The organism is Balneatrix alpica DSM 16621, from assembly GCF_000619885.1.
GTDB lineage: Bacteria > Pseudomonadota > Gammaproteobacteria > Pseudomonadales > Balneatricaceae > Balneatrix > Balneatrix alpica.
Genome location: NZ_JHUZ01000006.1, coordinates 93,838 through 114,761 on the forward strand (window position 1 = coordinate 93,838; position 20,924 = coordinate 114,761).

Consider the following 20,924-nt stretch of genomic DNA (forward strand, 5'->3'; position numbering starts at 1 on the left):
AAGAAGCACTAAGTTTAGTCCTGTTGGAAATAAGCCAGAATACGCTCTAACTGTTGTGGATCCTGGAACTCAATCACCATTTTGCCGCGCCCTTTGGCGTTCTGGCGTATCTGCACCCCTACTCCCAAATAGTCACTTAATTGACTCTGACGTTGTTGCCAGGGGTTAACCGTATCAGGTGTTTCAATCTGTTGTGATGCCGCTGCCGAGCCGAAACGCTTCACCAAGGCTTCGGTTTGACGTACCGATAAGCCTTTTGCGACTACCTCTTCCGCAGCATCCGCTTGGTGTTCGGCAGGCAAAGCCAACAACGCCCGAGCATGCCCCATTTCCAAATCGCCGTGCTCTAAGCGTAACTTCACCTGCGCATCTAACTGCAACAAGCGCAACAAGTTCGCCACTGCGCTGCGAGACTTGCCGACAATATCAGCCAACTCCTGCTGTGTCAGCTGTTGGCTCTGCTGTAAGCGCTCCAGCGCCTGGGCTTGCTCCAGTGGGTTCAGGTCTTCACGCTGGATGTTTTCCACTAACGCCAGAATCAGTGCATCCTGATCACTGACTTCCCGCACCAACGCTGGAATTTTTTCTAACCCTGCCAATTGGCTGGCACGCCAGCGTCGTTCACCGGCAATCAGTTCATAACCTTCACCACTGGGGCGCACCACAACGGGCTGCATCACCCCTTGTTGGCGAATCGATGAAGCTAGCTGCTCTAACGCATCCGGATCCATTACCTGGCGAGGTTGAGCCATACCTGGGCGGATCTGCTCCAGGGCAATAAATTTTAATCCTTCAGCGGCCTCTGGCTCTTTTAGCCAGGTTTCAATCTGTGGCTCATCAATGCTGACACTTTGTTTGCCCGCACCCAAGAGGGCATCTAACCCTCGGCCCAGACCGCGCTTTTTTTGACTCATGCCGGTTTTCCTAGCTGGCCAGCTTGGTGTGTTGCTGCTGACGGCGGTTAATTTCACCCGCCAGCGCTAAGTAAGCCACCGCTCCCCGAGACTGTTTATCGTAGAGTAAGGCCGGCAAGCCGTGACTGGGGGCTTCAGCCAAACGGATATTACGGGGAATGACCGTGTGGTAAACCTGATCAGAGAAGTGCTGCACCAATTGGGTCGAGACTTCATTGGTCAGGCTGGTGCGAGGATCATACATGGTACGTAAAATGCCTTCGACCCGCAGTCCAGGGTTAACCGCCCCACGGATCTGCTCAACCGTATTGAGCAGGGCACTGATCCCCTCCAGGGCATAGTATTCACACTGCATCGGAATCAACACGCCATCAGCGGCAGCCAAAGCATTGACGGTAAGCATGTTAAGCGAGGGCGGGCAGTCCACCAGGATGTAGTCATACTCCGCCATAATAGGCGCCAAGGCCTGCTTAAGGCGTTTTTCTTTGTTGTCCAGGTCGAGTAACTCCACTTCTGCGGCGGTTAAATCTGCATTGCTTGGCAACAAGTCAAAGCCGCCTGGAGTTTGCCGCACCCGTACCTGGCCAGCCTCATTAAGACCCACCAGTACATCGTATACCGTTTCTTGAATAGCGTGCTTATCCACCCCACTGCCCATGGTGGCATTGCCCTGGGGATCGAGATCCACCAGCAGCACCCGGCGTTTGGTGGCGGCCAGGGATGCGGCCAGATTGACACAGGTGGTGGTCTTACCCACGCCACCCTTCTGATTAGTAATGGCCAGTATGCGCGTCACTCTCATGCTCCCTTGTGGTGCTTCAGGGTTGGCGTACGATCACCAAATGGCGTTCTGCTTCACAACCAGGCACTTGCAAAGCCAGTGCCTGTTCCAACTGCAAACTGGCGGGTAACGCCGCGATTTCCTGCTCTGGATACAGCCCTTTCATGGCCATAAACAGCCCTCCGGGTTTCAGCAGGTGGCTAGTCACCTTGACCATATCCTGCATGGAGGCAAAGGCCCGCGACAATACCGTATCGAACGGTTGCGGCGGTTGCCAGGACTCCACCCGGGTATTGAGCACTTCCACATTTTGCAGACCCAGCGTCATTTTTACCTGAGTCAAAAAACGGGTGCGCTTGCCGTTAGAGTCCAACAGGCTAAACGCCTTATCCGGGTTCAGAATCGCCAAGGGAATACCAGGCAAGCCTGCTCCCGTTCCTACATCGATCAAACGTTGCCCCTGCAGGTAGGGGTGCACGCTCAGGCTATCGAGCAGGTGGCGGGAAACCATTTCCCGTGGATCTCGTACTGCGGTGAGATTATAGGCCTGATTCCATTTAATTAATAAGTCCAGATAGTCGAGCAGCTGTTGTTGTTGCTCGGCACTGGCGACAACCTTCAAGGCTGTCAGGCCAGTGGCTAACTCAGTGGCATAACTCATAAATCAGGCGCTGTTCTTCAGGCTTTGGCGTTTTTTCAGGTGAATCAGCAGCAGCGAGATCGCCGCCGGTGTCACCCCGGGAATACGGGAAGCCTGGGCAATGGTAGCTGGGCGCACAGCCAAGAGTTTGCTGCGGATTTCATTGGATAACCCGGCAATGGCGTTGTAGTCCAGTTCCACCGGCAGGGGGGTGTTTTCGTTCCTGCGCAGTTTCTCAATCTCGTCACGCTGGCGGTCAATATAACCGGCGTACTTGATATCGATTTCCACCTGCTCAGCCACCTGTGTGTCTTCCACTAACTGACCCGTCACACCGGCTACCTTGGGATAGTCCAGCTCGGGACGCTTAATCAGATCGTGTAAGTTATGCTCTCGGCTAAGGGGCTGCAACAACCAGGGTTCCAGGGCTTTAGCCATCGGCGTGCCAGGCTGTACCCAGATATCTTTCAAACGCTGGCGCTCACGTTCAATGGCTTCACGTTTTTCACTGAAAGCACGCCAACGCTCTTCACCCACTACCCCCAACTGGTAGCCTATTTCGGTCAACCGCAGGTCAGCATTATCTTCCCGCAGGAGCAGACGATATTCCGCCCGCGAAGTAAACATGCGATAGGGCTCACTGGTGCCCTGGGTGATGAGATCATCTACCAGTACCCCCAGATAGGCTTCATCACGGCGGGGGGACCAACCGGTTTTACCCTGGGCGCGTAACGCCGCATTCAAACCCGCCAGTAAGCCCTGGGCACCGGCCTCTTCGTAGCCGGTAGTGCCATTGATCTGACCAGCAAAATAGAGCCCGTCAATCACCTTGGTTTCTAAGGTAGGCTGCAAATCCTGCGGATTAAAGAAGTCGTACTCGATTGCATATCCAGGGCGGAGGATATGGGCATTTTCCATTCCGCGCAGGGAGCGCACGATCTGCAGTTGTACATCAAAAGGCAAACTGGTGGAGATACCGTTCGGGTAGAGCTCATGGGTAGTTAAGCCTTCCGGCTCAATAAAGACCTGATGGGTTTCTTTATCGGCAAAACGCACCACCTTGTCTTCAATCGAGGGGCAGTAGCGGGGACCAATCCCCTCAATCACCCCGGCATACATGGGCGAGCGGCTAAGATTAGCGCGAATTACCTCATGGGTACGCTCATTGGTATGGGTGATATAGCAATTGATCTGCCGCGGATGTTCAGCGACCGAGCCTAGGTAAGACATCACCGGTAAGGGGGTATCTCCAGGTTGGGCTTCCATCACCGAGAAATCGACGGTACGGGCATCAATACGTGGAGGGGTACCGGTTTTTAAGCGGGCAACCCGCAGGGGTAACTCCCGTAAACGGTCCGCCAGGCGAATAGAGGGCGGATCCCCTGCCCGGCCACCGGCATAGTTTTCCAAGCCAATATGGATGCGCCCGCCGAGGAAGGTACCCGCCGTCAACACCACCTGATCAGCAAAGAACTTGAGGCCCATCTGGGTGACGACCCCTTTCACCTGCTGACCTTCAACGATCAGGTCATCTGCCGCCTGTTGGAACAGGGTAAGATTGGGCTGGTTTTCCAACATTTCACGGATAGCAGCCTTGTACAGAATACGGTCGGCTTGAGCACGGGTAGCTCGTACAGCAGGGCCTTTACGTGAGTTAAGTACACGGAACTGAATACCTGCCTTGTCCGTTGCTCTGGCCATGGCGCCATCCAGGGCGTCGATTTCCTTCACCAGGTGGCTCTTACCAATTCCGCCAATCGCCGGGTTACAGGACATTTGTCCCAGGGTTTCGATGTTATGGGTCAATAACAGCGTTTGCACGCCAGCTCGGGCTGCCGCCAGTGCCGCTTCAGTACCGGCATGGCCGCCACCGATTACGATCACATCAAAACGCTTGGGAAAATCCACCGCTCTACCTCACTACTCTTTCAATTCACGCCTGGGCCCAGGCAAAGGTGGCCAATTATAGCTTGTCCACTGCTAAAGCTGAATCATCCACATTTACTTGCCTGACTATAACAATCAAACATTCACAGTATCTTTTTAGTGATGATGACTATAATGTTGTGGAAAAAATCTGTTGATAACAGAAAAAATATAAACAAAATCAACACATTAAATCATTAACAACTCTGTTTGATAGGTCAGGGCATCCCCTTGCTAAGCCATTGATAACCTTGATATAGATGCTTTAGTTATACACACCCCAGAATTATCCTGACATTTACGCATAAGAGATATGCACACTAATCACAGTTTTACCCACATAGCGCAAACTAGCCTAGTTTTACTATCCACAAGGTTATCCCTTATCGCTATAACAGTGATCACCGCTACTAACGCAAGCTATGCACAACAAGGTACTGTGGATAATTTTTTATGCCTTATACACATAGGCTAAAACAGCAGGGTAAAATGCCGCCTTTTCAGCACAGAGCAGGCCCATGGCAGATCGCAGTTTTGATGGCTTAAGTAACAAGTTCAGTCAGCACATTTATGCCACCGATAAAGGACGGCTACGCTTGGCATTGCTGGAAGAAGACCTGTTTAACCAGGGGCCAGACTGGAACCAGCCGCTGGATATCCTTGATGCTGGGGGAGGGATGGGGCAGCTCAGCGCCCGCTTGGCAGGCCAAGGACACCGTATCACCCTCTGTGATATTTCAGCGGAAATGCTCGCCGGTGCCCGTAGCAACTTTGCTGAACAAGCCCCAGCAGCCGAGCCTCGCTTTCTGCAGGCTGCCATTCAGGATTTGCCTCAGCTATTAGCCGGGCATGACTATGATCTGGTGTTATTTCATGCGGTGATGGAGTGGCTACAGCAGCCTTATCAGGCCTTGCAGCAATTGTTGGAGCTATTGCGTCCTGGCGGTCATCTGTCGGTGATGTTTTATAACCGCCATGCCCTCAACTGGCGCTATCTCACCAGTAATCAATTTGCCCTGGCGATGCAGGAGCAGGTGCAAACCAAACCCGACTCGCTCACCCCTCCCGGGCCCCTCGACCCCTATGAAGTGGCGGCCTGGCTAGAGCAGGCAGGGCTTAACATGAAAGCCTGGACCGGTATCCGCTGCGTTTATGACCATGTGCCCCGGCCCTTAAAGCCCAAACTCGACTATGATGAAGTGCTACAAACCGAGCGCCACTTTGCCCGTCGCCCCCCGTACCGGGAGTTAGGACGCTATGTGCACATGCTGGTACAAAAACCTGACTAACTAACAGGCACAAAAAAGGCACCAGCGCCAAAGCGCGGTGCCTGATCGTTCAGCCTCTAGGCTTAGCGTTTACGAATACAAAAGGTGGCACGTAAGGGTGCCGGATAACCTTCAATCGTTTTACTGGCATCCTCGGGATCCAAAAAGTCCGCTAATGATTGGAAGGGCATCCACTCCGTACTACGTTGCTCTTCACAACGGGTAGCAGTGACATCCACCACCCGCGCATCGGCCACACCCAAACGGCGCAACCAACGCAGCAACATCGGCACCGAAGGCAAAAACCAGACATTACGCATCATGGCGTAGCGATCTTCGGGCATCAGCAGGGTATTTTCATCCCCTTCCACCACCAGGGTTTCCAGGACCAGCTCGCCACCCGGCACCAGGGTACCCAGCAACTGCTGAATATGCTCAAGCGGATCACGGCGATGGTAGAGCACCCCCATGGAAAAGGTGGTATCGAAATACTCCAATTGCGGCGGCACGTCTTCCATCCTCACCGGCAGCAAATGTACTGGAGCCGTGGGGGCATAGTGTTTCACCGCCTGGAACTGTAATAAGAACAGCAACGAGGGATCGATCCCTATCACCTCTGCGGCACCCGCTCCCCACATCCGCCAACAGTGATAACCAGAGCCACAGCCAACATCCAATACCTTACGACCGGTCAAATCGGCAATATGGGGCGCGACCCGCTGCCATTTCCAGTCCGAGCGCCACTCGGTATCAATAAAGGTATCGAGTATCTGAAATGGCCCCTTGCGCCAAGGCCGCAACCCCCATAGTGCTTCCCTCGCTTGCTGCTGCTGGGCAGGGGTTAATGGCTGATCGGCATGGACCAGCAAGGTATCCTGACTGGCGTCTACCTGTGCGGCTACCTGGGGCAAGCTTTGCCATGCCTGTTGCCAACGAGCCCAGTCGCCATGGGGCTGTTGCACCAACTTGGCGCTCAGCAACGGCTGTAACTGGGTAGCCCAGGACGCCAATGGCCCCTGCCGCCACTGGGCTAACAGGGGATCAAACCACTCCATCGGTGAGAACATAGGGGGACTAAGAGATTCGGCAGACACAGCCATTAAAGTTTTACCGCTAACATCGAGACAAAATTAAAACACTGATACCACACCCATACCTGGGCAAAGCCCAACTGACGCAGACGTTCTTTATGGGTGTCCAGGCTTTCAGTGATCAGCACATTTTCTAGCGCATTGCGCTTTTGACTGATCTCCAGATCGGAATAGCCATTGGCCCGCTTAAAGTCGTGGTGCAACACCTCTTGCAAACTCTGCTCAGGCTCGGGGAAGCACACCTTCTCCGAGAGCAACAGGACGCCACCGGGCTGCAAGCCAGCATAAATAGACGCCAACAAGGGACCACGGTCCGCCGGTGGCAAAAACTGCAGGGTAAAATTCAGGGTGACCAGGGAGGCATTTTCGATTGGCTGCTGGCGAATATCCCCCAACACCAACTCAACCGGTGCACTGGCGCTATCTTCCTGCACATATTGGCGACACTGATTAAGCATCGCTTCCGAGTTATCCACACCAATAATCTGACAGGCTTTATCCTTGACCCCATGGCGCATCGCCAGGGTAGAGGCTCCCAACGAGCAACCCAAATCATAAAGATTGGTACCCGCCTGTGCATAACGCGCACTGATCAACTCAATCATGGGGATAATGGTGGTGTAACCGGGCACTGAGCGCCGAATCATATCCGGAAAAACCCGGGCCACCGCCTCATCAAAGGCAAACTGGCTGACCCTTTGTTGAGGCTCGGCGTAAATTCGATCTTGCATAGGGCTAACCGCTAAAAAAAGCGCCAATCATGGGCAAAGGCTGGCAGAGCGTCAAGCCGATTTGAACACTTTTTAATCAGATTAAGGCGCTAATCTTGCCAGCACACGTCGTATTAGCCAACCCAGTAACGGCAAGCGCCAATAAAAGGGTTCACCAGCATCCCAAAAATCCTGATGTCGACTAACTCGACCATCCTCAGCAAAATCCAGCACACTGGTGCCCTGAAAATCCCACCCCCCTAAACGACCAGCCTGGCCTTGAAAACGCCACAACAACAGGCAGCGATTGCCACTCCAAGCTTGATTAAGAATAGTGAAACGCGGCTGCTGCACATTAGCGACAAAATGCGCTAACACCCGCTGCAGCGCCTGTCTTCCCTGCACCTGATTAAAGGGATCGGCAAAATAGACCTGCTCAGTTACCAGGCTCGCTAGTGGCGGCCATGGCTGGTCCAGTCGTTGAAAAAAATCCAGATAAGCGTCCAGGCCTGCCTGTAAACGCGGATCGCTATGTTTTTCCATCATCTTTATCCATAACCGGTAAACCACCGGATTAAGGTGGCATAGCAGCGATAAGGTAACAGACGCAACAATGCCAGCGGCCAGGCTAACCGGCGTGGGAATACGATCTGTAAAGATTGACGCTGCATTCCCCGCACAATGCGCCTGGCAGCCTCTTCGGCGGAGATTAAAAATGGCATCGGAAAAGGATTGCGCGCCGTCAAAGGGGTTTCGACAAAACCGGGATGAATAATCTTCAGACTGACTCCTGATCCCATCAGCTCCAACTGTAATGCCTCGCAGGCATGATGTAGCGCTGCTTTACCGGCACCATAGGCCGCTGCGCTGGGCAAACCCCGATAACTGGAGAGTGAGCCCATCACACCGATCCGTCCCTGATTGCGTTCACGCATATCCGCCAAGACCCAAGCCAGTAACTCCAGGGTGGCCAGCACATTCAAGTTAAATAACTGCCGTACTGACTCGCCACTAAAGTGGGCAAGGGGAGTAGGAATATGAGTGCCCGCGTTGAGAATCACCCAATCTGGCATCCCCCACTCGCTTTTTAAGCGTTGATAGCATTGCTGTAACCCCTGCCTATCCGTCACATCCACCGCAAAAGGAGTAATACCAGGCTGCTGTTCAGCCAACTGTTGCAAAGCAGCCTGGTTACGGGCACTGACCGCCACCAACCAACCCTGCTTCGCTAACTCACAGGCCAGTGCCCGGCCGATCCCCTGGCTAGCGCCAGTTATCCACGCGCGCTTCATGGCTCCACCTGGCAACGCCGGCAGCGCAGTTCAATCCAGCTAGCATCCCGAGCTTTGAATCTCAGCCCTACCCAGCGCCCCCGCTGGTCATACCAAACCTGGGTATCGTGCAGCTCTCCCTCATAAGCAAAACCTTGAGCCTCTAAGGATTGTCCATTGCTATGCACAGCCGCAAGCGAGATGGGCCCTAGTTGAAACCGGTTGAGGCGCCCCGTCAGAGTATTGAATAACTGGGTTTGCTCTAACACTCGCCGATCGTAATGGTGACTAAGCCAAAGCGGTAAGGCTAATTGTCGCCCATCTGGCCCTTGTAATACCTCACCCTGACGCTGCCATAGCTGGCTGCTCTGCTCACCATTGTCATTAATGGTTATCCTCAAGCTTTGCAGTTGTTCACCCTGCCATTGCTCGACTGCTTGGTAGTGATAGTCATAGTGCCACCAGAGAATGGCTATGTTCATATCCAACTCGGATATCACCTGCCAGTCATTCTCCCCACCGACAAACTGCAAGCGATACTGACCAACCTGTTGTCCCTTACGCAGGACAGAGAAATCCCAAACGGTGCTGCCATAGAGTTGCTGCCAGTGCGCTAGGCTCGCCACACTCCATGGGCTGAGCAGCAATAGACCGAGGCCTAACAGGTATTTAGTCATTGCCACCCCAGCCCTGTTTGGCGTGGTTAGGCGGCCTATAATCCAACCAGGTGTGCCTATCTGCCGGTGCGTGCTTGGTAAAAAACAGCGTGACTCTTCCCAGCTCCACCCCCCATTTACGCACCCTAGCCGTATTAATCAGTACCAGCCCCGGTTGCAAATACATCCAATCATTAAAGCGCACCCGATACTGCCCCTCACCCAGGGGAAGCCACATCTCATAATGCCAGTTAAAAGCATTACCACTGACTTGTCCCTTGGCTTCTCCAATGACATCGGCTGCCTGTCCCTGATAACGGCCCTTTACCTGAGGTTGCAGCATCCAGCTGCGTTGCTGAGTCTCTCCATCGTTATAAATGAAGTGTTCATCCAGATGCAGCTGACCTTGCTGATATTGCCCCTCAATCAGCACCTGAAACTGTCGCCGAACTTTGCCAAAACGATCCTCAAACAAGCCCCACGCCCAGGTTTGGCCCTGAAAATACTCTTCTATCCGCAAAGCAGGCTGAGGTAAGGCAACCTCCTCTAGCTGCATGGCACTGCACCCCATCACCATCGTTAATCCACTCGCCTTGGTCAGTTGAACGGCTCATTCCGTCCCTGTCAGGCTGTCACTCTCTTCCAGTACGCGGAGTATGCAGAGGTAGATCACCCACAACAGCCAGGGATACTAGCGCACAGGCCGGTACCCTCATGGCTGACGGTGGCGAAGTTGGTAGAAGCGCACATTGATCGAGCCGTGCTTAAAGCCACTCTCACAGTAAGCCAGATAGTATTTCCACATCCGGCGGAAACGTTCGTCAAAGCCCAGCGATTCAATCTGCTGCCAAGCTTGGTCAAAACGCTGATGCCAGGCAGCCAGTGTGCTGGCGTAATCCTGACCAAACGCCTCCGTGTGGCTCAGTTGCAAACCCGCACGGTCAATTTCTTCCTGCATGCGCTGATGGCTGGGTAGCATTCCCCCTGGAAAGATATAGCGCTGAATAAAATCACAACCACGGCGATAACGTGGGAAGCGGCGCTCATCAATCGTAATTACCTGTAATACCGCCACACCATCCGCAGCCAATAACTGCTTTAATTTGGCGAAATAACGCGGCCAGTTTTCTTCGCCTACTGCTTCGAACATTTCAATCGACACAATGCGCTGATACTGCCCCTGCACATCACGGTAATCCGTCAGACTGGCTTGCGCCTGCTGCTCAAAGACCTGTAAACGCTGCTGGCAATAGGCTAATTGCTCCTCCGATAATGTGACACCATTCCAGATAGAACTGGGGTATCGAGTAAGCAAGTGCTCACCCATACCACCCCAACCACAGCCTATTTCCAATACTCGTTGACCTGGATGCGGCTCCAACAGTTGTAAAATCTGCTGGTATTTAGCTTGCTGGGCTTGTTCCAAGCTCATCTCTGCCTGCACATAGCGAGCAGAGGAGTAGGTCATGCTGCTATCCAGCCAGTGCTGGTAGAAGTCATTGCCCAGATCATAGTGATAGGCAATATTGCGGCGGCTCCCCCGCTTGGTATTGGCATTAAACAGATGAAGCAAACGGCTCAGGCTACGGCTCAGGCGATTCCCCTGAAAAATCTGCTCCAACGCCTGCTCGTTATGCATTGCCCAATCCGTCAGTTGTAGCAGGTCTTCACTGTCCCACTCCTGCTGCATGTAGGCCTCAGCCCACCCCAGCACTCCCCCCTGTAAAACGCGCCACACGGCTTTTTGCGAATGCAAATGCACATGAGGAACCACTACCCCAGCCTGAATGTGCCCCAATTGCCAATGCTGCCCACGCCAACTCAAATGCAAACGGGTAAGGGGGCTAGACTGCAAACGGCGTAATAACCAGGACACTAGCCAGGGTGCACGCTCAGGCAGGCTAAGATTTTGCTGCGATTGTTCGGAACGACTACTTGGCGGCATCATGCGGACTTCTCCTGTGTAGACTCTCTGGCACTCACTGACGCCTGTCCCCGGCTCCAAGCCCAGGGACGGCTGGCTTGATGACGAAACACCGGTACACCCTTCCACCACAAACGCAGTGCTTGCCAGTGAATAGCTGCTATCACCTTCAGGGTCATCAGGGGCATGGCCATTAATTGGCGCCTTAATTGGGGCGAACTCAGGGGGACACGCTGTCCATAAAATTGGGCGTGCAATAACGGCCCCTGCTCATCCAACTGCAAAATCCCTACCCGCAGTTGCGAGCCCGGTAACTGAATGCGAAAACGGTAGTGACTCTGCATCGGGGTAAAAGGGGACACATACATGCGTTTGCCCGCCTGCTGGCGCTGTAATGCGCCAGCTTGGGGTTGATCAATCAGATACAGATGCCGCTCCCCCAAGGTGTTATTCACCTCATGCAGCGTCGCCAGTAGCTGACCCGCTTCATCCTCACAGAAATAAATACTGATAGGGTTAAAGACATATCCCCAGATTCTGGGATAACAGAGCAGCTTAATCCGTGCGGGTTTAGCCAAGCCTGCTTCTGCCAGCAGCCTTTCGACCTGGACACGCAGGGGATGTACAGAACCATCGCCATGATCAGCTTCATGAAAGCTAAAGGGTGCCCAACGATTCACCGCCAGCCAGGGACTAAGACGATCCAGCTCTGTCAGCTCATCCAAATCCACCAGCCAAGAACAAACCTGATACTGAAACCGGTGGGTACGGGGCCGCCAGCGATGGTGCATCACCCAACCACGATAGAGGCAAGATTGCAGCGCACTGCTCATGCTGCATGCTCAACAAAACGCTGATGCCAGTCAGCCGGCAATTGAATACGATCCTGCTCAGGCCGATGGGCCCAGGGTCGTTGCTGACCACTGATGGCTTCAGCTACTGCCAAACCAGCCTGTAAACCATCCTCATGGAAACCATAACCACACCAAGCGCCACAGAACCAGGTACGGTGCAGCCCCTGCACATCCCACAGGCGCGGTTGGGCACGCAAAGCATGGCGATCAAATAGCGGATGGTCATACAGAAAGCTGGCATGAACTCGGCGAGGTTCTTCTGGTGGATTAAGCGTCACCAGCAGTGGCTCGTGGCTAGGCAGATGTTGTAGCGCATTCATCCAATAGGTGACCGCCACCTTGGCCTCCTCACCCTGCCCTTGTCCCAGATAATTCCAGCTGGCCCAGGCTTTCTGGCGCTTAGGCATCAAACGGCTATCGGAATGCAAAATGGCCAGGTTGCGTTCGTACTTGAATGGCGCCAATACCTGGCGTTCTTCCAAGGTCACATCTTCCAGCAACTGTAAGGACTGATCGGCATGGCAAGCCATCACTACCTGATCGAAATGCCATTGATCTCCCTGCCAGTCCTCCACCAACACCTTGCCCGGCAAGCGACGTACCCGACGTACTCCACGGTTGCAGCGCGCCGTGTCTCCTAACTGCTGCAAAATGGCCTGCACATAACTGCGACTGCCCCCTACCACCGTATGCCACTGGGGACGATCCTTTAGCTGCAACAAACCATGGTTCTCACAGAAACGCAGGAAGGTCTGAGCAGGGTAGTCGAGCATCTTAGCCGCGGGGGTCGACCAGATCGCCGCCCCCATTGGGATCAAGTGGGCATCCCGGAACCATTCACCGTACTTACCCTGTTGCAACAGCATTCCCAGGGTGACCTCTTCCGGCAAAGATTGGCGCCACCAGTCAGCCTCTTTATAAAAACGCAGAATATCGCGCAACATACGCCAGTAAGCAGGCTTAAATGCCAAACTGGGTTGGGCAAACAAGCCCGCCAAGTTAGTGCCAGCGTACTCCAATGCCCCATGCTGATTGGCAAGCTGCATGGAAACGGAAAAGGACATTGTTGTCGGCTGCGTCTGCACCCCCAGCTGCTTAAACAGCTGTACCAAATTGGGGTAGCAACGTTCGTTGAAAACAATAAATCCTGTATCCACCGGCACCCCTTGCACATCCACGGTGTTACTGTGACCACCAAAGCGGTCATCCTTCTCAAACAGAGTGACATCGTGGAAGCGACTCAACCACCAGGCACAGGAGAGCCCGGTAATTCCTGAACCTATCACGGCAATTTTTTGCTTTTTCATGGCTATCCCGCCGTTTCCTGAGCTTTGCCTTATATACGCCAGGGCCAAGTAGCTGGATCACAGACTTACCGATCCTTATTGCTCCCGCTACACTGATCCAACCCCCACTCCTTGGCGTATAGAACTTCACCTAAACAAGACGGGTGGATGGGGTGCAAAATGGTGGCTGCCCTGATGATTGAAGATTCTCTGCAACAAAGTGACTGGCCTGTACTGATGGCAGCGGTCGTCGAGCATGGCGATAAGCAGGCTTTTATGCAGATTTATGATCACTTTGCTCCCCGCTTGGTGTCCTATTTACAGGCGCAGGGAGCCTCCACCGCCCAGGCCGAAGAACTGGCCCAGGAGGCCATGCTGAATGTCTGGCGCAAGGCACCTCTCTACCAAGCCGATAAAGCTGCCCTTAGTACCTGGATTTTTCGCATTGCCCGCAATCTCTACATCGACAGCCTTAGGCGTCAACGCATGTTATTAGTGGAATGGGACGATCAATATGAACAGCAGGAAAGCTTCGATTCCCCTCTGCTAGAAGGGGGAGATGATCATCTGGTGGAAGCCAGAATCAAAGCCGCGATGGAGTCGTTACCCAATCAACAGGCTCAGGTTGTGTATAAATCGTTTTTTGAAAGCAAAAGCCACAGTGAAATTGCCGCCGACATGGACCTACCCCTTGGCAGCGTTAAATCAAGTTTGCGTCTGGCTTTTCAGAAGTTGCGTCAAGCACTGGGAGGCCCGCAATGAATATTCATCACCACCCCGATGACGCTACCCTGTTCTCCTACACCAGCGGAGCCCTACCCGCCGCCCTCAGCGTGGTGGTGGCCTGTCATTTACAGGCCTGTCCAGTATGCCGCCAACGGCTACAACATAGCCTGCAATTAGCTGGTGGTCTGCTGGCGAATCAGGCTCCTGCCAAGCTCAATCCACAGCAACGTTCAACCATGTTGGATCTATTGGAACAAACACCACAGCTTTGTCCCAGTAATCAGTCCCGTCAGGAGGTTGTGGATAATCAAGCGATTGATCTGCGCCAACAATTACCCACAGCCTTGGCTCCCTGGCTGGCCGGACAGAGTTATCAACAACTGCCCTGGCGCAGCCTGGCACCAGGTCTGCGTCAGATCAAATTGGATATCGCTGAGGGTAATCTGCGCCTGCTGCGCATTGCCCCTGGCACCAGCATGCCCATTCATTCCCATAGCGGTAGTGAACTGACGCTTGTGCTGCGTGGTTCCTATTCGGATGAAATTGGCCGCTTCCAATCCGGTGATCTGGCCGACCTCGACCCTCAGGTGGAGCATCAGCCAATTGCCGATCGTGATGAAGATTGCATCTGTCTGATCGCCACCGACGCACCGCTGAAGTTCAAAGGCATTGTTCCACGCCTATTGCAGCCTTTCTTTGGTCTTTAGGTGCCGCACCCGCTCATGGTGGTCAATCCAGATCCTTGGCCACTTCCAGCTGATGCAGCGCCTGGGCCTGCATTTGCAATAGATACATGCGTTGATAGCGGCCATCCTCTAGCGCCATTAGCTGCTGGTGGCTGCCTTCTTCTACCACTTCGCCCTGATGCAGTACCAGGATCCGATCCGCTTCCTTGATGGTGGATAAACGGTGTGCCACCACCACCAGAGTCACCTTGCCACGTAATGCAGTCAGAGCCCGCTGGACGACCTGCTCGGTCTCACTGTCAATATTGGCGGTGGCTTCATCCAACAACAGTATCTGTGGATGACTGGCCAGTGCCCGAGCAATCGCCAGTTGTTGACGCTGGCCGGTGGATAAACGGGTACCACGCTCCCCCAATACACTCTGATAGCCGTCCGCCATCTGCATGATGGTGTCATGCAGGTGAGCATCCTTGGCAGCCTGTTCAACCTGCTGTTGGCTAAGACCACGGCCCATATCAATATTGGCAAACAACGTATCCGCCAGCACAAAGGGCTCTTGTGGGATCAAACCAATACCAGTGCGCAGGGTGGTTTGCTGATAGTCCTGCAGCGCCACCCCATCCAAGCGGATCTGCCCGGCTGTGGGGTGATAAAACCCTAACAACAAACTGAGCAGGGTACTCTTACCACTACCGGTATGGCCGACAATGGCCAACCACTCACCGGCACGAACCTGAATATTGAGCTCACGCAATACCGGGTGCTGGCCATCGTAGCTAAAGCTCAGCTGTTCAATACTGATCTCCCCCCGGCTAATCGGCTGTTGATAATGGCCGTAATCCACCTCTTGCCGATGCAACAGTTGATAAACCCGACCACCAGCCACCATCGCCTGTTGATAAAGATTAAACTTCTGGGTGATCTCGATTAATGGCTCGGTAAAGCGTCCCAGGTAACTGACAAAGGCGTAAAGAATCCCCACCTCTGCCACCCCACTGACGGCTTGGCTGCCAAAGCCCCATAGAATAGCGACCAGAATCAACACACTGAGGAAGTCGATTGCCGGACGCAGTAAGGCCGCACCGACCCGGATGGTACTCATCTTGGCCGCGTAATAACCTTCATTGGTTTGGGCAAAACGCTGGCGGAAACGCGCCTGCTGATTAGCCGCCTGGATCACACTCATCCCCGCCACCGACTCCCCTAGGTTGGCGTTGATATCGGAGCGCAGCTGGCGAGCTTGCTCCACCGCCGGCCCACTTTTGCGCTGGTAAATCAGAATAATCCCCACCACCGCCGGAATCAGGGTCAGGCTGATTAACATCAGGCGCAGATCCAGTAATGCCATCGCAATCAGAATCCCCAGCAGCAAAATGGCATTGGCCAACACACTGGAGAGAAATTGCACATAGAGGTCTTTAATCGCTTCGGTATCGTTAGTGATACGGCTGACCAGTTGACCCGTAACGGCGGTATCAAAATAACTCTGGGGTAACCGTAGCACCCGGGCAAATACCTGCTTACGGATATCCAGCACCGCTGCCAGCGCCATTTCACTGAATTTCAGCGTCTGTTGATAACGTAAAATCGCCGCCGCCACCTGAGTAAACAAATAGCCAAGTAACAGGCCGAGCAACGCCTGCCACTCAAAACGGGCATGCATCAGGTAATCATCAATAAAGACCTTGGCCAGATAAGGCCCCGCTACATCCGCCGCCGTTGCCAACAGCAACAACAGCATTGCTTTGACCAGTAATGGCCGGTCACGGTAGACATAGCCAAGCAGCAGGCGAAAGGCATCCTGTTGATTATTCGGCTTCATCGAGACTGGCCTCCAGCTGTTGATAAGTCCACATCCGCGCGTACCAGCCCTGTTCTGCCAGTAGCTGTTGATGATTACCGCGCTCACGAATCTGGCCATGATTCAGCACCAGGATTTGTTCCGCCTCCTGCACTGCGGATAAGCGGTGGCTCACCACCAAGGTGGTGCGTCCATGACGGGCCTCACGCAGGTGCTGCAAAATTTGCTGTTCGGTATGCACATCCACCGCCGAGAGAGCATCATCCAACACCAGGATAGGGGCATCCAACAGCAAGGCTCTGGCAATGGCGATCCGTTGGCGCTGGCCACCAGAAAGGGTCATGCCCCGCTCCCCCACCAGGGTGTCATAGCCCTGGGGAAAACGGCGGATATCGGTATCGATTGCCGCCAGTTTGGCTACCGCTTCAATCTCCTCACGGCTAGCCTCAGGTCGCCCCAGGGCAATGTTTTCCGCGATGGAAGCGGTGAATAAAAAGGCATCCTGGGGAACATAAGCAAAGTATCCCCGTAACGCTTTCAAACGATAAGCAGCAAGAGGTTCACCACCTAAGTAAATCTGCCCGGTAAAGCCTTCATACTGGCGCATCAGCACCCGCAGTAAGGTGGTTTTGCCACTGCCAGTAGGCCCCACAATACCCAACAACTGCCCTGCCTGGAGGCTAAAACTCAGCCGATCCAGAGTAGGCTGAGCCTGCTGGGGATAATGAAAACTAAGCTGCTCTACCGCAATATCCGGCTGTGCCAACTGCTGTAACTGCCCCTGATTGGTAAAGGTATCCGGCTGTTCTAACAGACTATTCACCCTTTTCAGTGCCGCACTGCCACGCTCAATGATGTTCAGCAACCAACCAAAGGCAAACATCGGCCACACCAATTGGCCCAGGTACATGGTAAAGCTGGTGAGCATTCCCACGCTGAGTTCCTGTTGATAAATCAGCCAGGCACCAAAGCCCAGGCTAAGCAGAAAGGCTGCCGACAGCGCCAGAAAAATCACCGGGTCATACCAGGCCTCCGCCCGCTGCACCTGATAATTAGCCTGGGCAGAGCGTTCGGCAATAGCGTTAAACGCCTGGGCCTGTTGTTGCTCCAAGCCCATGGCTTTCAATAGCCGAATACCGGAAAGCGCCTCCTGGGTTTTGTCATTCAACTCAGAGAAACGCTGCAGGGATTCATTAAAGTGATGGTGCAAAATGCGGGAAATTTTATAAAACCCGATGCCCATTACCGGAAAGGGCAACAGGGCAATACAGGCCAAGCGCCAATCGATAACGGCAAACATCATCACCAACACCAGTACAAAGGTGAGCAATCCATCGAAACCAGATAGCACTCCTTCACCGGCTGCCATCTCGACCGCATCAATGTCATTGGTGGCTCTGGCCATCAGATCACCGGTATTGTGCTGCTGATAGAACTGCGGCCCCAAACGGGTTAAACGCTGGTAATAATCCTGGCGCAGCTGGGTACCCAGCCGATAGGAAGTGCCGTATAGCAACACCCGCCAGCCATAGCGCAACACATACACCCCAAGGCCCAGGCCAAATAAACCGAGCAGGTAGCCCCATAGCTGTTGCTGCTGCAACTGACCACTGACAATGGCATCCACACTGCGGCCAATTAAATAGGGCACCCCCATATTCAGCAGTGCCACCCCTGCCAGCATCAGCAATGCCAATAGGTAAGTACGCCAATGCAGGCGGAAAAACCAACGTAACTGCAAAAACAATGACATAGGAACCTCGAAGGTATCCAAGGGTGCAAGCAAGAAGCAAACGGAGGGCGTTTGCAGCATCCTTACCGCAACACTCAAACGAAAACTGGACAAGCAACCAGTATTCACCAGGGAGCACAAGTCTAGTTGGCCATTCTACCGGGAGCAAGAAAAAGGCGACTCAACTAGGATTGAACAATCTGTTGTGCAGCTTGTCAGACAGCCACAGCATCCCCACATCAGAGATTCGCGTTTAGCCCAAGTGAAGGAGCAACACTTATGAGCAGCCAACCCTATACACCTCCCAAAGTCTGGACCTGGGAACAACCCAGCGGCGGCCACTTTGCCAGCATTAACCGTCCCATCGCCGGCCCCACCCATGACAAAGCGCTGCCACAGGGCAAACACCCCCTGCAGCTGTACTCCATGGCCACCCCCAATGGCGTAAAAGCCACCATTATGCTGGAAGAGCTACTTGCCCTTGGTCACACAGGCGCTGAGTACGATGCCTGGCTAATTCGTATTGGTGAAGGGGATCAATTTTCCTCTGGCTTTGTTGAGATCAACCCGAACTCGAAGATCCCCGCCTTGCTGGATCTAAGCGGCAGCGAACCGGTGCGCGTATTTGAGTCTGGCTCCATCCTGCTCTATTTGGCAGAGAAGTTTGGTGCATTACTGCCACAAGACCCAGCTAAACGTACCCAAGCCCTGAACTGGTTATTCTGGCAAATGGGCTCAGCGCCCTATCTGGGTGGGGGCTTTGGTCACTTCTATGTGTACGCTCCAGAAAAACTGGAATACCCAATCAATCGCTTTGCGATGGAAGCCAAGCGCCAGCTTGATGTACTCAATCGCCACCTGGCGGAAAACACCTATATGGCTGGAGAGGAATACAGCATTGCCGATATTGCCATCTACCCCTGGTATGGCGCCCTGGTGCAGGGACTGGTCTACAATGCCGCCGAATTCCTCTCCGTGCACGAATACCCCCACCTGCAACGTTGGGCCGACAATATTGCTGCTCGCCCAGCGGTTATTCGTGGCCGTATCGTCAACCGAGTATGGGGGGAGGAAAACGAACAACTGGCAGAACGCCATAGTGCCGCCGATATTGATCAACGCCTGGCGCTGAAAAAGTAACCCTAGGCCAGGGTAGCCTGCCAAGGCTACCCTATTCTGGTAAACATCTGTGCTTTGCCAAGCAAACCGCTAGACTGTGAGTTCCTCTCCCAACAGTGGTTCCGGCATGATTATTCGCAAAAACCAGGGGTTATTAGGCACACTGTGGCGCACCATGAGCGTACTGGCCATTGCCTCTCTCTTAGCCGGGCCAGTTAGTCAGGGTTTGACTGAAGACGGCCTCATCATGGCGTCGATCTTCACCCCCATAGGCACGCTATTCGCCCTGCTTGCCTGGTTAGTACGGCGTAGTTGCAATAAAAAAATACAGATTGAGCCCGACTACCTGTTGATCGAAGACTTCCGCCCAGCACCACTCCCCTGGACAGACATTGTCGGCTTTTCCACTGAACAGCGACGAATTGGACAGCGACAAAATACAACCTGGCTAAAAATACACTTTGTCGATGACCGTCAATACGCCAAGTCCAACTGGCAGCATCAGCTAAGCCGTGCGTTATTAGGTGAAGGCATAGCCGTTTGTAACTTGGCGGTATATTCGTTACCTGAAGCAGATATCCTCGCCATTCTGGAGCGTCACTTGCGCCAACAGAGCGCCCCCCTCCCTAACCCGGATAAGGAATAAACTCCTCCTCATCACCGGGCACCTTGGCAAAGCGGCCGCTTTGCCAATCCTGTTTGGCCTGCTGCAAGAGTGCGGGATCACTCGCAACAAAGTTCCAATCAAGATAGCGCCGCGCCAATGCCGCTCCTCCTAACAACACCAGCAAGCTATCCTGCTCGGCATAAAGCCTGGCCCGTTGTTGTGGCGTCAACACCGCCATACAGTGCTGAGGTACCTGGACATCCCCGATCTTGACCCCGCCCTGCAATACATAGAGTGCCAACTCCTCGGCATCCGGCAAGGTTAACTCCTGCTGTGCGGCCAACTGCACCTCGAGATAAAGCGTTTCGGTAAAGGTTTTAACCGGTGAGTGCATACCGTAAGCCTGGCCGATCAGGACTTTAATTAGACGACCAGGCTCCTCCAACAGCGGTAATTCGACAGCGCCATAGTGATAAAACGCCGGCGGACACTGTTCCTGCTCCGTCGGCAAAGCCAACCACAGCTGCAAACCATGTAAGGAATGGGGAGCGGCCTTAACCTCTTGCCGCTGACGCTCGGAATGGACGATCCCCCTTCCTGCCACCATCAAATTAATTTCCCCTGGTTTGATCAGCTGCTCAGTACCAAGGGAGTCACGGTGAAGCATCTCGCCGGCCAATAAATAGGTCACCGTGGCTAACCCTATATGGGGATGTGGGCGCACATCCACTCCCTGCCCCGCGGCAAATTGAGCTGGGCCCATATGATCAAAAAACACCCAAGGGCCCACCTGTTTACATCCCTTTAATGGCAAACAGCGTCGTACCTGAAAGCCGCCTAAGTCTTTATTCTGTGCCTGAATCAGACGCATCGCGGTTGTACTCATTACTCTTCCCCTTTGTCTGCGTGCCAGTTGGATGCCTGTTGCCTAG

At 53.8% G+C, this 20,924-nt stretch carries 21 protein-coding genes; 5 read left to right on the top strand and 16 right to left on the bottom strand.

Features of this window, described 5'->3' with window-relative positions:
- Positions 1-14: 14 nt before the first annotated feature.
- The 4 genes from Q334_RS0100935 to mnmG are packed head-to-tail and all read right to left on the bottom strand — an operon-like array spanning position 15 to position 4,243.
- Positions 15-914, bottom strand: coding sequence for a ParB/RepB/Spo0J family partition protein (locus tag Q334_RS0100935; protein WP_027311563.1), 900 nt, complete (start codon positions 912-914; stop codon positions 15-17).
- A 10-nt stretch (positions 915-924) separates the two neighbouring features.
- Complete coding sequence (locus Q334_RS0100940) at positions 925-1,710, bottom strand: ParA family protein (RefSeq protein ID WP_027311564.1); 786 nt, start codon at positions 1,708-1,710, stop codon at positions 925-927.
- A 22-nt stretch (positions 1,711-1,732) separates the two neighbouring features.
- Positions 1,733-2,356, bottom strand: a complete 624-nt coding sequence (gene rsmG / locus Q334_RS0100945) for a 16S rRNA (guanine(527)-N(7))-methyltransferase RsmG (protein ID WP_027311565.1) — start codon at positions 2,354-2,356, stop codon at positions 1,733-1,735.
- Between the two features lie 3 nt (positions 2,357-2,359).
- Complete coding sequence (gene mnmG, locus Q334_RS0100950) at positions 2,360-4,243, bottom strand: tRNA uridine-5-carboxymethylaminomethyl(34) synthesis enzyme MnmG (protein WP_027311566.1); 1,884 nt, start codon at positions 4,241-4,243, stop codon at positions 2,360-2,362.
- 536 nt (positions 4,244-4,779) lie between these two features.
- Between mnmG and Q334_RS0100955 the strand changes: the two genes are divergently transcribed.
- Positions 4,780-5,550, top strand: coding sequence for a methyltransferase domain-containing protein (locus Q334_RS0100955; protein ID WP_027311567.1), 771 nt, complete (start codon positions 4,780-4,782; stop codon positions 5,548-5,550).
- Between the two features lie 62 nt (positions 5,551-5,612).
- Here Q334_RS0100955 and cmoB read toward each other — a convergent pair whose 3' ends face one another.
- From cmoB to Q334_RS0101000, 9 genes are all read right to left on the bottom strand, one after another.
- Positions 5,613-6,629, bottom strand: a complete 1,017-nt coding sequence (cmoB, locus tag Q334_RS0100960; RefSeq protein ID WP_245593641.1) for a tRNA 5-methoxyuridine(34)/uridine 5-oxyacetic acid(34) synthase CmoB — start codon at positions 6,627-6,629, stop codon at positions 5,613-5,615.
- Positions 6,629-7,351 carry a carboxy-S-adenosyl-L-methionine synthase CmoA gene (gene cmoA / locus Q334_RS0100965; RefSeq protein ID WP_051527422.1) on the bottom strand — a complete coding sequence of 241 codons (723 nt, stop codon included), beginning with the start codon at positions 7,349-7,351 and terminating at the stop codon, positions 6,629-6,631. Before cmoA ends, cmoB begins: the two co-directional genes overlap by 1 nt.
- Positions 7,352-7,432: 81 nt before the next feature.
- Positions 7,433-7,873 carry a nuclear transport factor 2 family protein gene (locus Q334_RS0100970; RefSeq protein WP_162157408.1) on the bottom strand — a complete coding sequence of 147 codons (441 nt, stop codon included), beginning with the start codon at positions 7,871-7,873 and terminating at the stop codon, positions 7,433-7,435.
- Between the two features lie 5 nt (positions 7,874-7,878).
- Positions 7,879-8,622, bottom strand: coding sequence for an SDR family NAD(P)-dependent oxidoreductase (locus Q334_RS17530; protein WP_035460475.1), 744 nt, complete (start codon positions 8,620-8,622; stop codon positions 7,879-7,881).
- Entirely contained in the window at positions 8,619-9,278 is a 660-nt protein-coding gene (locus Q334_RS0100980) for a DUF6134 family protein (RefSeq protein WP_027311571.1), read from the bottom strand. The genes Q334_RS17530 and Q334_RS0100980 overlap by 4 nt, the downstream gene beginning before the upstream one ends.
- Positions 9,271-9,834, bottom strand: a complete 564-nt coding sequence (locus Q334_RS17535; RefSeq protein ID WP_342667422.1) for a DUF3833 domain-containing protein — start codon at positions 9,832-9,834, stop codon at positions 9,271-9,273. The genes Q334_RS0100980 and Q334_RS17535 overlap by 8 nt, the downstream gene beginning before the upstream one ends.
- 135 nt (positions 9,835-9,969) lie before the next feature.
- Entirely contained in the window at positions 9,970-11,205 is a 1,236-nt protein-coding gene (locus tag Q334_RS0100990) for an SAM-dependent methyltransferase (RefSeq protein ID WP_027311572.1), read from the bottom strand.
- Positions 11,202-12,014 (bottom strand): DUF1365 domain-containing protein, encoded by an 813-nt coding sequence (locus Q334_RS0100995; RefSeq protein WP_027311573.1) that lies wholly within the window; start codon positions 12,012-12,014, stop codon positions 11,202-11,204. The genes Q334_RS0100990 and Q334_RS0100995 overlap by 4 nt, the downstream gene beginning before the upstream one ends.
- Positions 12,011-13,342, bottom strand: coding sequence for an NAD(P)/FAD-dependent oxidoreductase (locus Q334_RS0101000; RefSeq protein ID WP_035460477.1), 1,332 nt, complete (start codon positions 13,340-13,342; stop codon positions 12,011-12,013). Before Q334_RS0101000 ends, Q334_RS0100995 begins: the two co-directional genes overlap by 4 nt.
- Positions 13,343-13,516: 174 nt before the next feature.
- Between Q334_RS0101000 and Q334_RS0101005 the strand changes: the two genes are divergently transcribed.
- Complete coding sequence (locus tag Q334_RS0101005; protein WP_035460606.1) at positions 13,517-14,083, top strand: sigma-70 family RNA polymerase sigma factor; 567 nt, start codon at positions 13,517-13,519, stop codon at positions 14,081-14,083.
- A complete protein-coding gene (locus Q334_RS0101010) occupies positions 14,080-14,754 on the top strand; it encodes a ChrR family anti-sigma-E factor (RefSeq protein ID WP_027311576.1) in 675 nt (224 codons plus the stop codon). Before Q334_RS0101005 ends, Q334_RS0101010 begins: the two co-directional genes overlap by 4 nt.
- Positions 14,755-14,776: 22 nt before the next feature.
- Here the strand turns inward: Q334_RS0101010 and Q334_RS0101015 are convergent, their stop codons facing one another.
- Together Q334_RS0101015 and Q334_RS0101020 are read right to left on the bottom strand one after the other, a co-directional pair.
- Complete coding sequence (locus Q334_RS0101015; RefSeq protein WP_027311577.1) at positions 14,777-16,555, bottom strand: ABC transporter transmembrane domain-containing protein; 1,779 nt, start codon at positions 16,553-16,555, stop codon at positions 14,777-14,779.
- Positions 16,542-18,287 carry an ABC transporter ATP-binding protein gene (locus Q334_RS0101020; RefSeq protein WP_027311578.1) on the bottom strand — a complete coding sequence of 582 codons (1,746 nt, stop codon included), beginning with the start codon at positions 18,285-18,287 and terminating at the stop codon, positions 16,542-16,544. Before Q334_RS0101020 ends, Q334_RS0101015 begins: the two co-directional genes overlap by 14 nt.
- Positions 18,288-18,545: 258 nt before the next feature.
- Between Q334_RS0101020 and yghU the strand changes: the two genes are divergently transcribed.
- Positions 18,546-19,406, top strand: a complete 861-nt coding sequence (yghU, locus tag Q334_RS0101025; RefSeq protein WP_027311579.1) for a glutathione-dependent disulfide-bond oxidoreductase — start codon at positions 18,546-18,548, stop codon at positions 19,404-19,406.
- Positions 19,407-19,512: 106 nt separating this feature from the next.
- On the top strand, positions 19,513-20,031 hold the full coding sequence (locus Q334_RS0101030; protein ID WP_027311580.1) for a hypothetical protein: 519 nt from the start codon (positions 19,513-19,515) through the stop codon (positions 20,029-20,031).
- On the opposite strand, the gene Q334_RS17540 is transcribed toward Q334_RS0101030, so the two are convergent.
- Positions 20,012-20,878 (bottom strand): pirin family protein, encoded by an 867-nt coding sequence (locus Q334_RS17540; protein WP_051527424.1) that lies wholly within the window; start codon positions 20,876-20,878, stop codon positions 20,012-20,014. The two genes, Q334_RS0101030 and Q334_RS17540, sit on opposite strands and share 20 nt — an antisense overlap.
- Between the last annotated feature and the right edge of the window lie 46 nt (positions 20,879-20,924).

What these genes read in the sequence shown, in the direction of transcription:
- Q334_RS0100935 (WP_027311563.1), bottom strand. Translation starts at nt 914, where the DNA reads ATGAGTCAAAAAAAGCGCGGTCTGGGCCGAGGGTTAGATGCCCTCTTG.
- rsmG (WP_027311565.1), bottom strand. Translation starts at nt 2,356, where the DNA reads ATGAGTTATGCCACTGAGTTAGCCACTGGCCTGACAGCCTTGAAGGTT.
- Q334_RS0100955 (WP_027311567.1), top strand. Translation starts at nt 4,780, where the DNA reads ATGGCAGATCGCAGTTTTGATGGCTTAAGTAACAAGTTCAGTCAGCAC.
- cmoB (WP_245593641.1), bottom strand. Translation starts at nt 6,629, where the DNA reads ATGGCTGTGTCTGCCGAATCTCTTAGTCCCCCTATGTTCTCACCGATG.
- cmoA (WP_051527422.1), bottom strand. Translation starts at nt 7,351, where the DNA reads ATGCAAGATCGAATTTACGCCGAGCCTCAACAAAGGGTCAGCCAGTTT.
- Q334_RS0100970 (WP_162157408.1), bottom strand. Translation starts at nt 7,873, where the DNA reads ATGGAAAAACATAGCGATCCGCGTTTACAGGCAGGCCTGGACGCTTAT.
- Q334_RS17530 (WP_035460475.1), bottom strand. Translation starts at nt 8,622, where the DNA reads ATGAAGCGCGCGTGGATAACTGGCGCTAGCCAGGGGATCGGCCGGGCA.
- Q334_RS0100980 (WP_027311571.1), bottom strand. Translation starts at nt 9,278, where the DNA reads ATGACTAAATACCTGTTAGGCCTCGGTCTATTGCTGCTCAGCCCATGG.
- Q334_RS17535 (WP_342667422.1), bottom strand. Translation starts at nt 9,834, where the DNA reads ATGGTGATGGGGTGCAGTGCCATGCAGCTAGAGGAGGTTGCCTTACCT.
- Q334_RS0100990 (WP_027311572.1), bottom strand. Translation starts at nt 11,205, where the DNA reads ATGATGCCGCCAAGTAGTCGTTCCGAACAATCGCAGCAAAATCTTAGC.
- Q334_RS0100995 (WP_027311573.1), bottom strand. Translation starts at nt 12,014, where the DNA reads ATGAGCAGTGCGCTGCAATCTTGCCTCTATCGTGGTTGGGTGATGCAC.
- Q334_RS0101000 (WP_035460477.1), bottom strand. Translation starts at nt 13,342, where the DNA reads ATGAAAAAGCAAAAAATTGCCGTGATAGGTTCAGGAATTACCGGGCTC.
- Q334_RS0101005 (WP_035460606.1), top strand. Translation starts at nt 13,517, where the DNA reads ATGATTGAAGATTCTCTGCAACAAAGTGACTGGCCTGTACTGATGGCA.
- Q334_RS0101010 (WP_027311576.1), top strand. Translation starts at nt 14,080, where the DNA reads ATGAATATTCATCACCACCCCGATGACGCTACCCTGTTCTCCTACACC.
- Q334_RS0101015 (WP_027311577.1), bottom strand. Translation starts at nt 16,555, where the DNA reads ATGAAGCCGAATAATCAACAGGATGCCTTTCGCCTGCTGCTTGGCTAT.
- Q334_RS0101020 (WP_027311578.1), bottom strand. Translation starts at nt 18,287, where the DNA reads ATGTCATTGTTTTTGCAGTTACGTTGGTTTTTCCGCCTGCATTGGCGT.
- yghU (WP_027311579.1), top strand. Translation starts at nt 18,546, where the DNA reads ATGAGCAGCCAACCCTATACACCTCCCAAAGTCTGGACCTGGGAACAA.
- Q334_RS0101030 (WP_027311580.1), top strand. Translation starts at nt 19,513, where the DNA reads ATGATTATTCGCAAAAACCAGGGGTTATTAGGCACACTGTGGCGCACC.
- Q334_RS17540 (WP_051527424.1), bottom strand. Translation starts at nt 20,878, where the DNA reads ATGAGTACAACCGCGATGCGTCTGATTCAGGCACAGAATAAAGACTTA.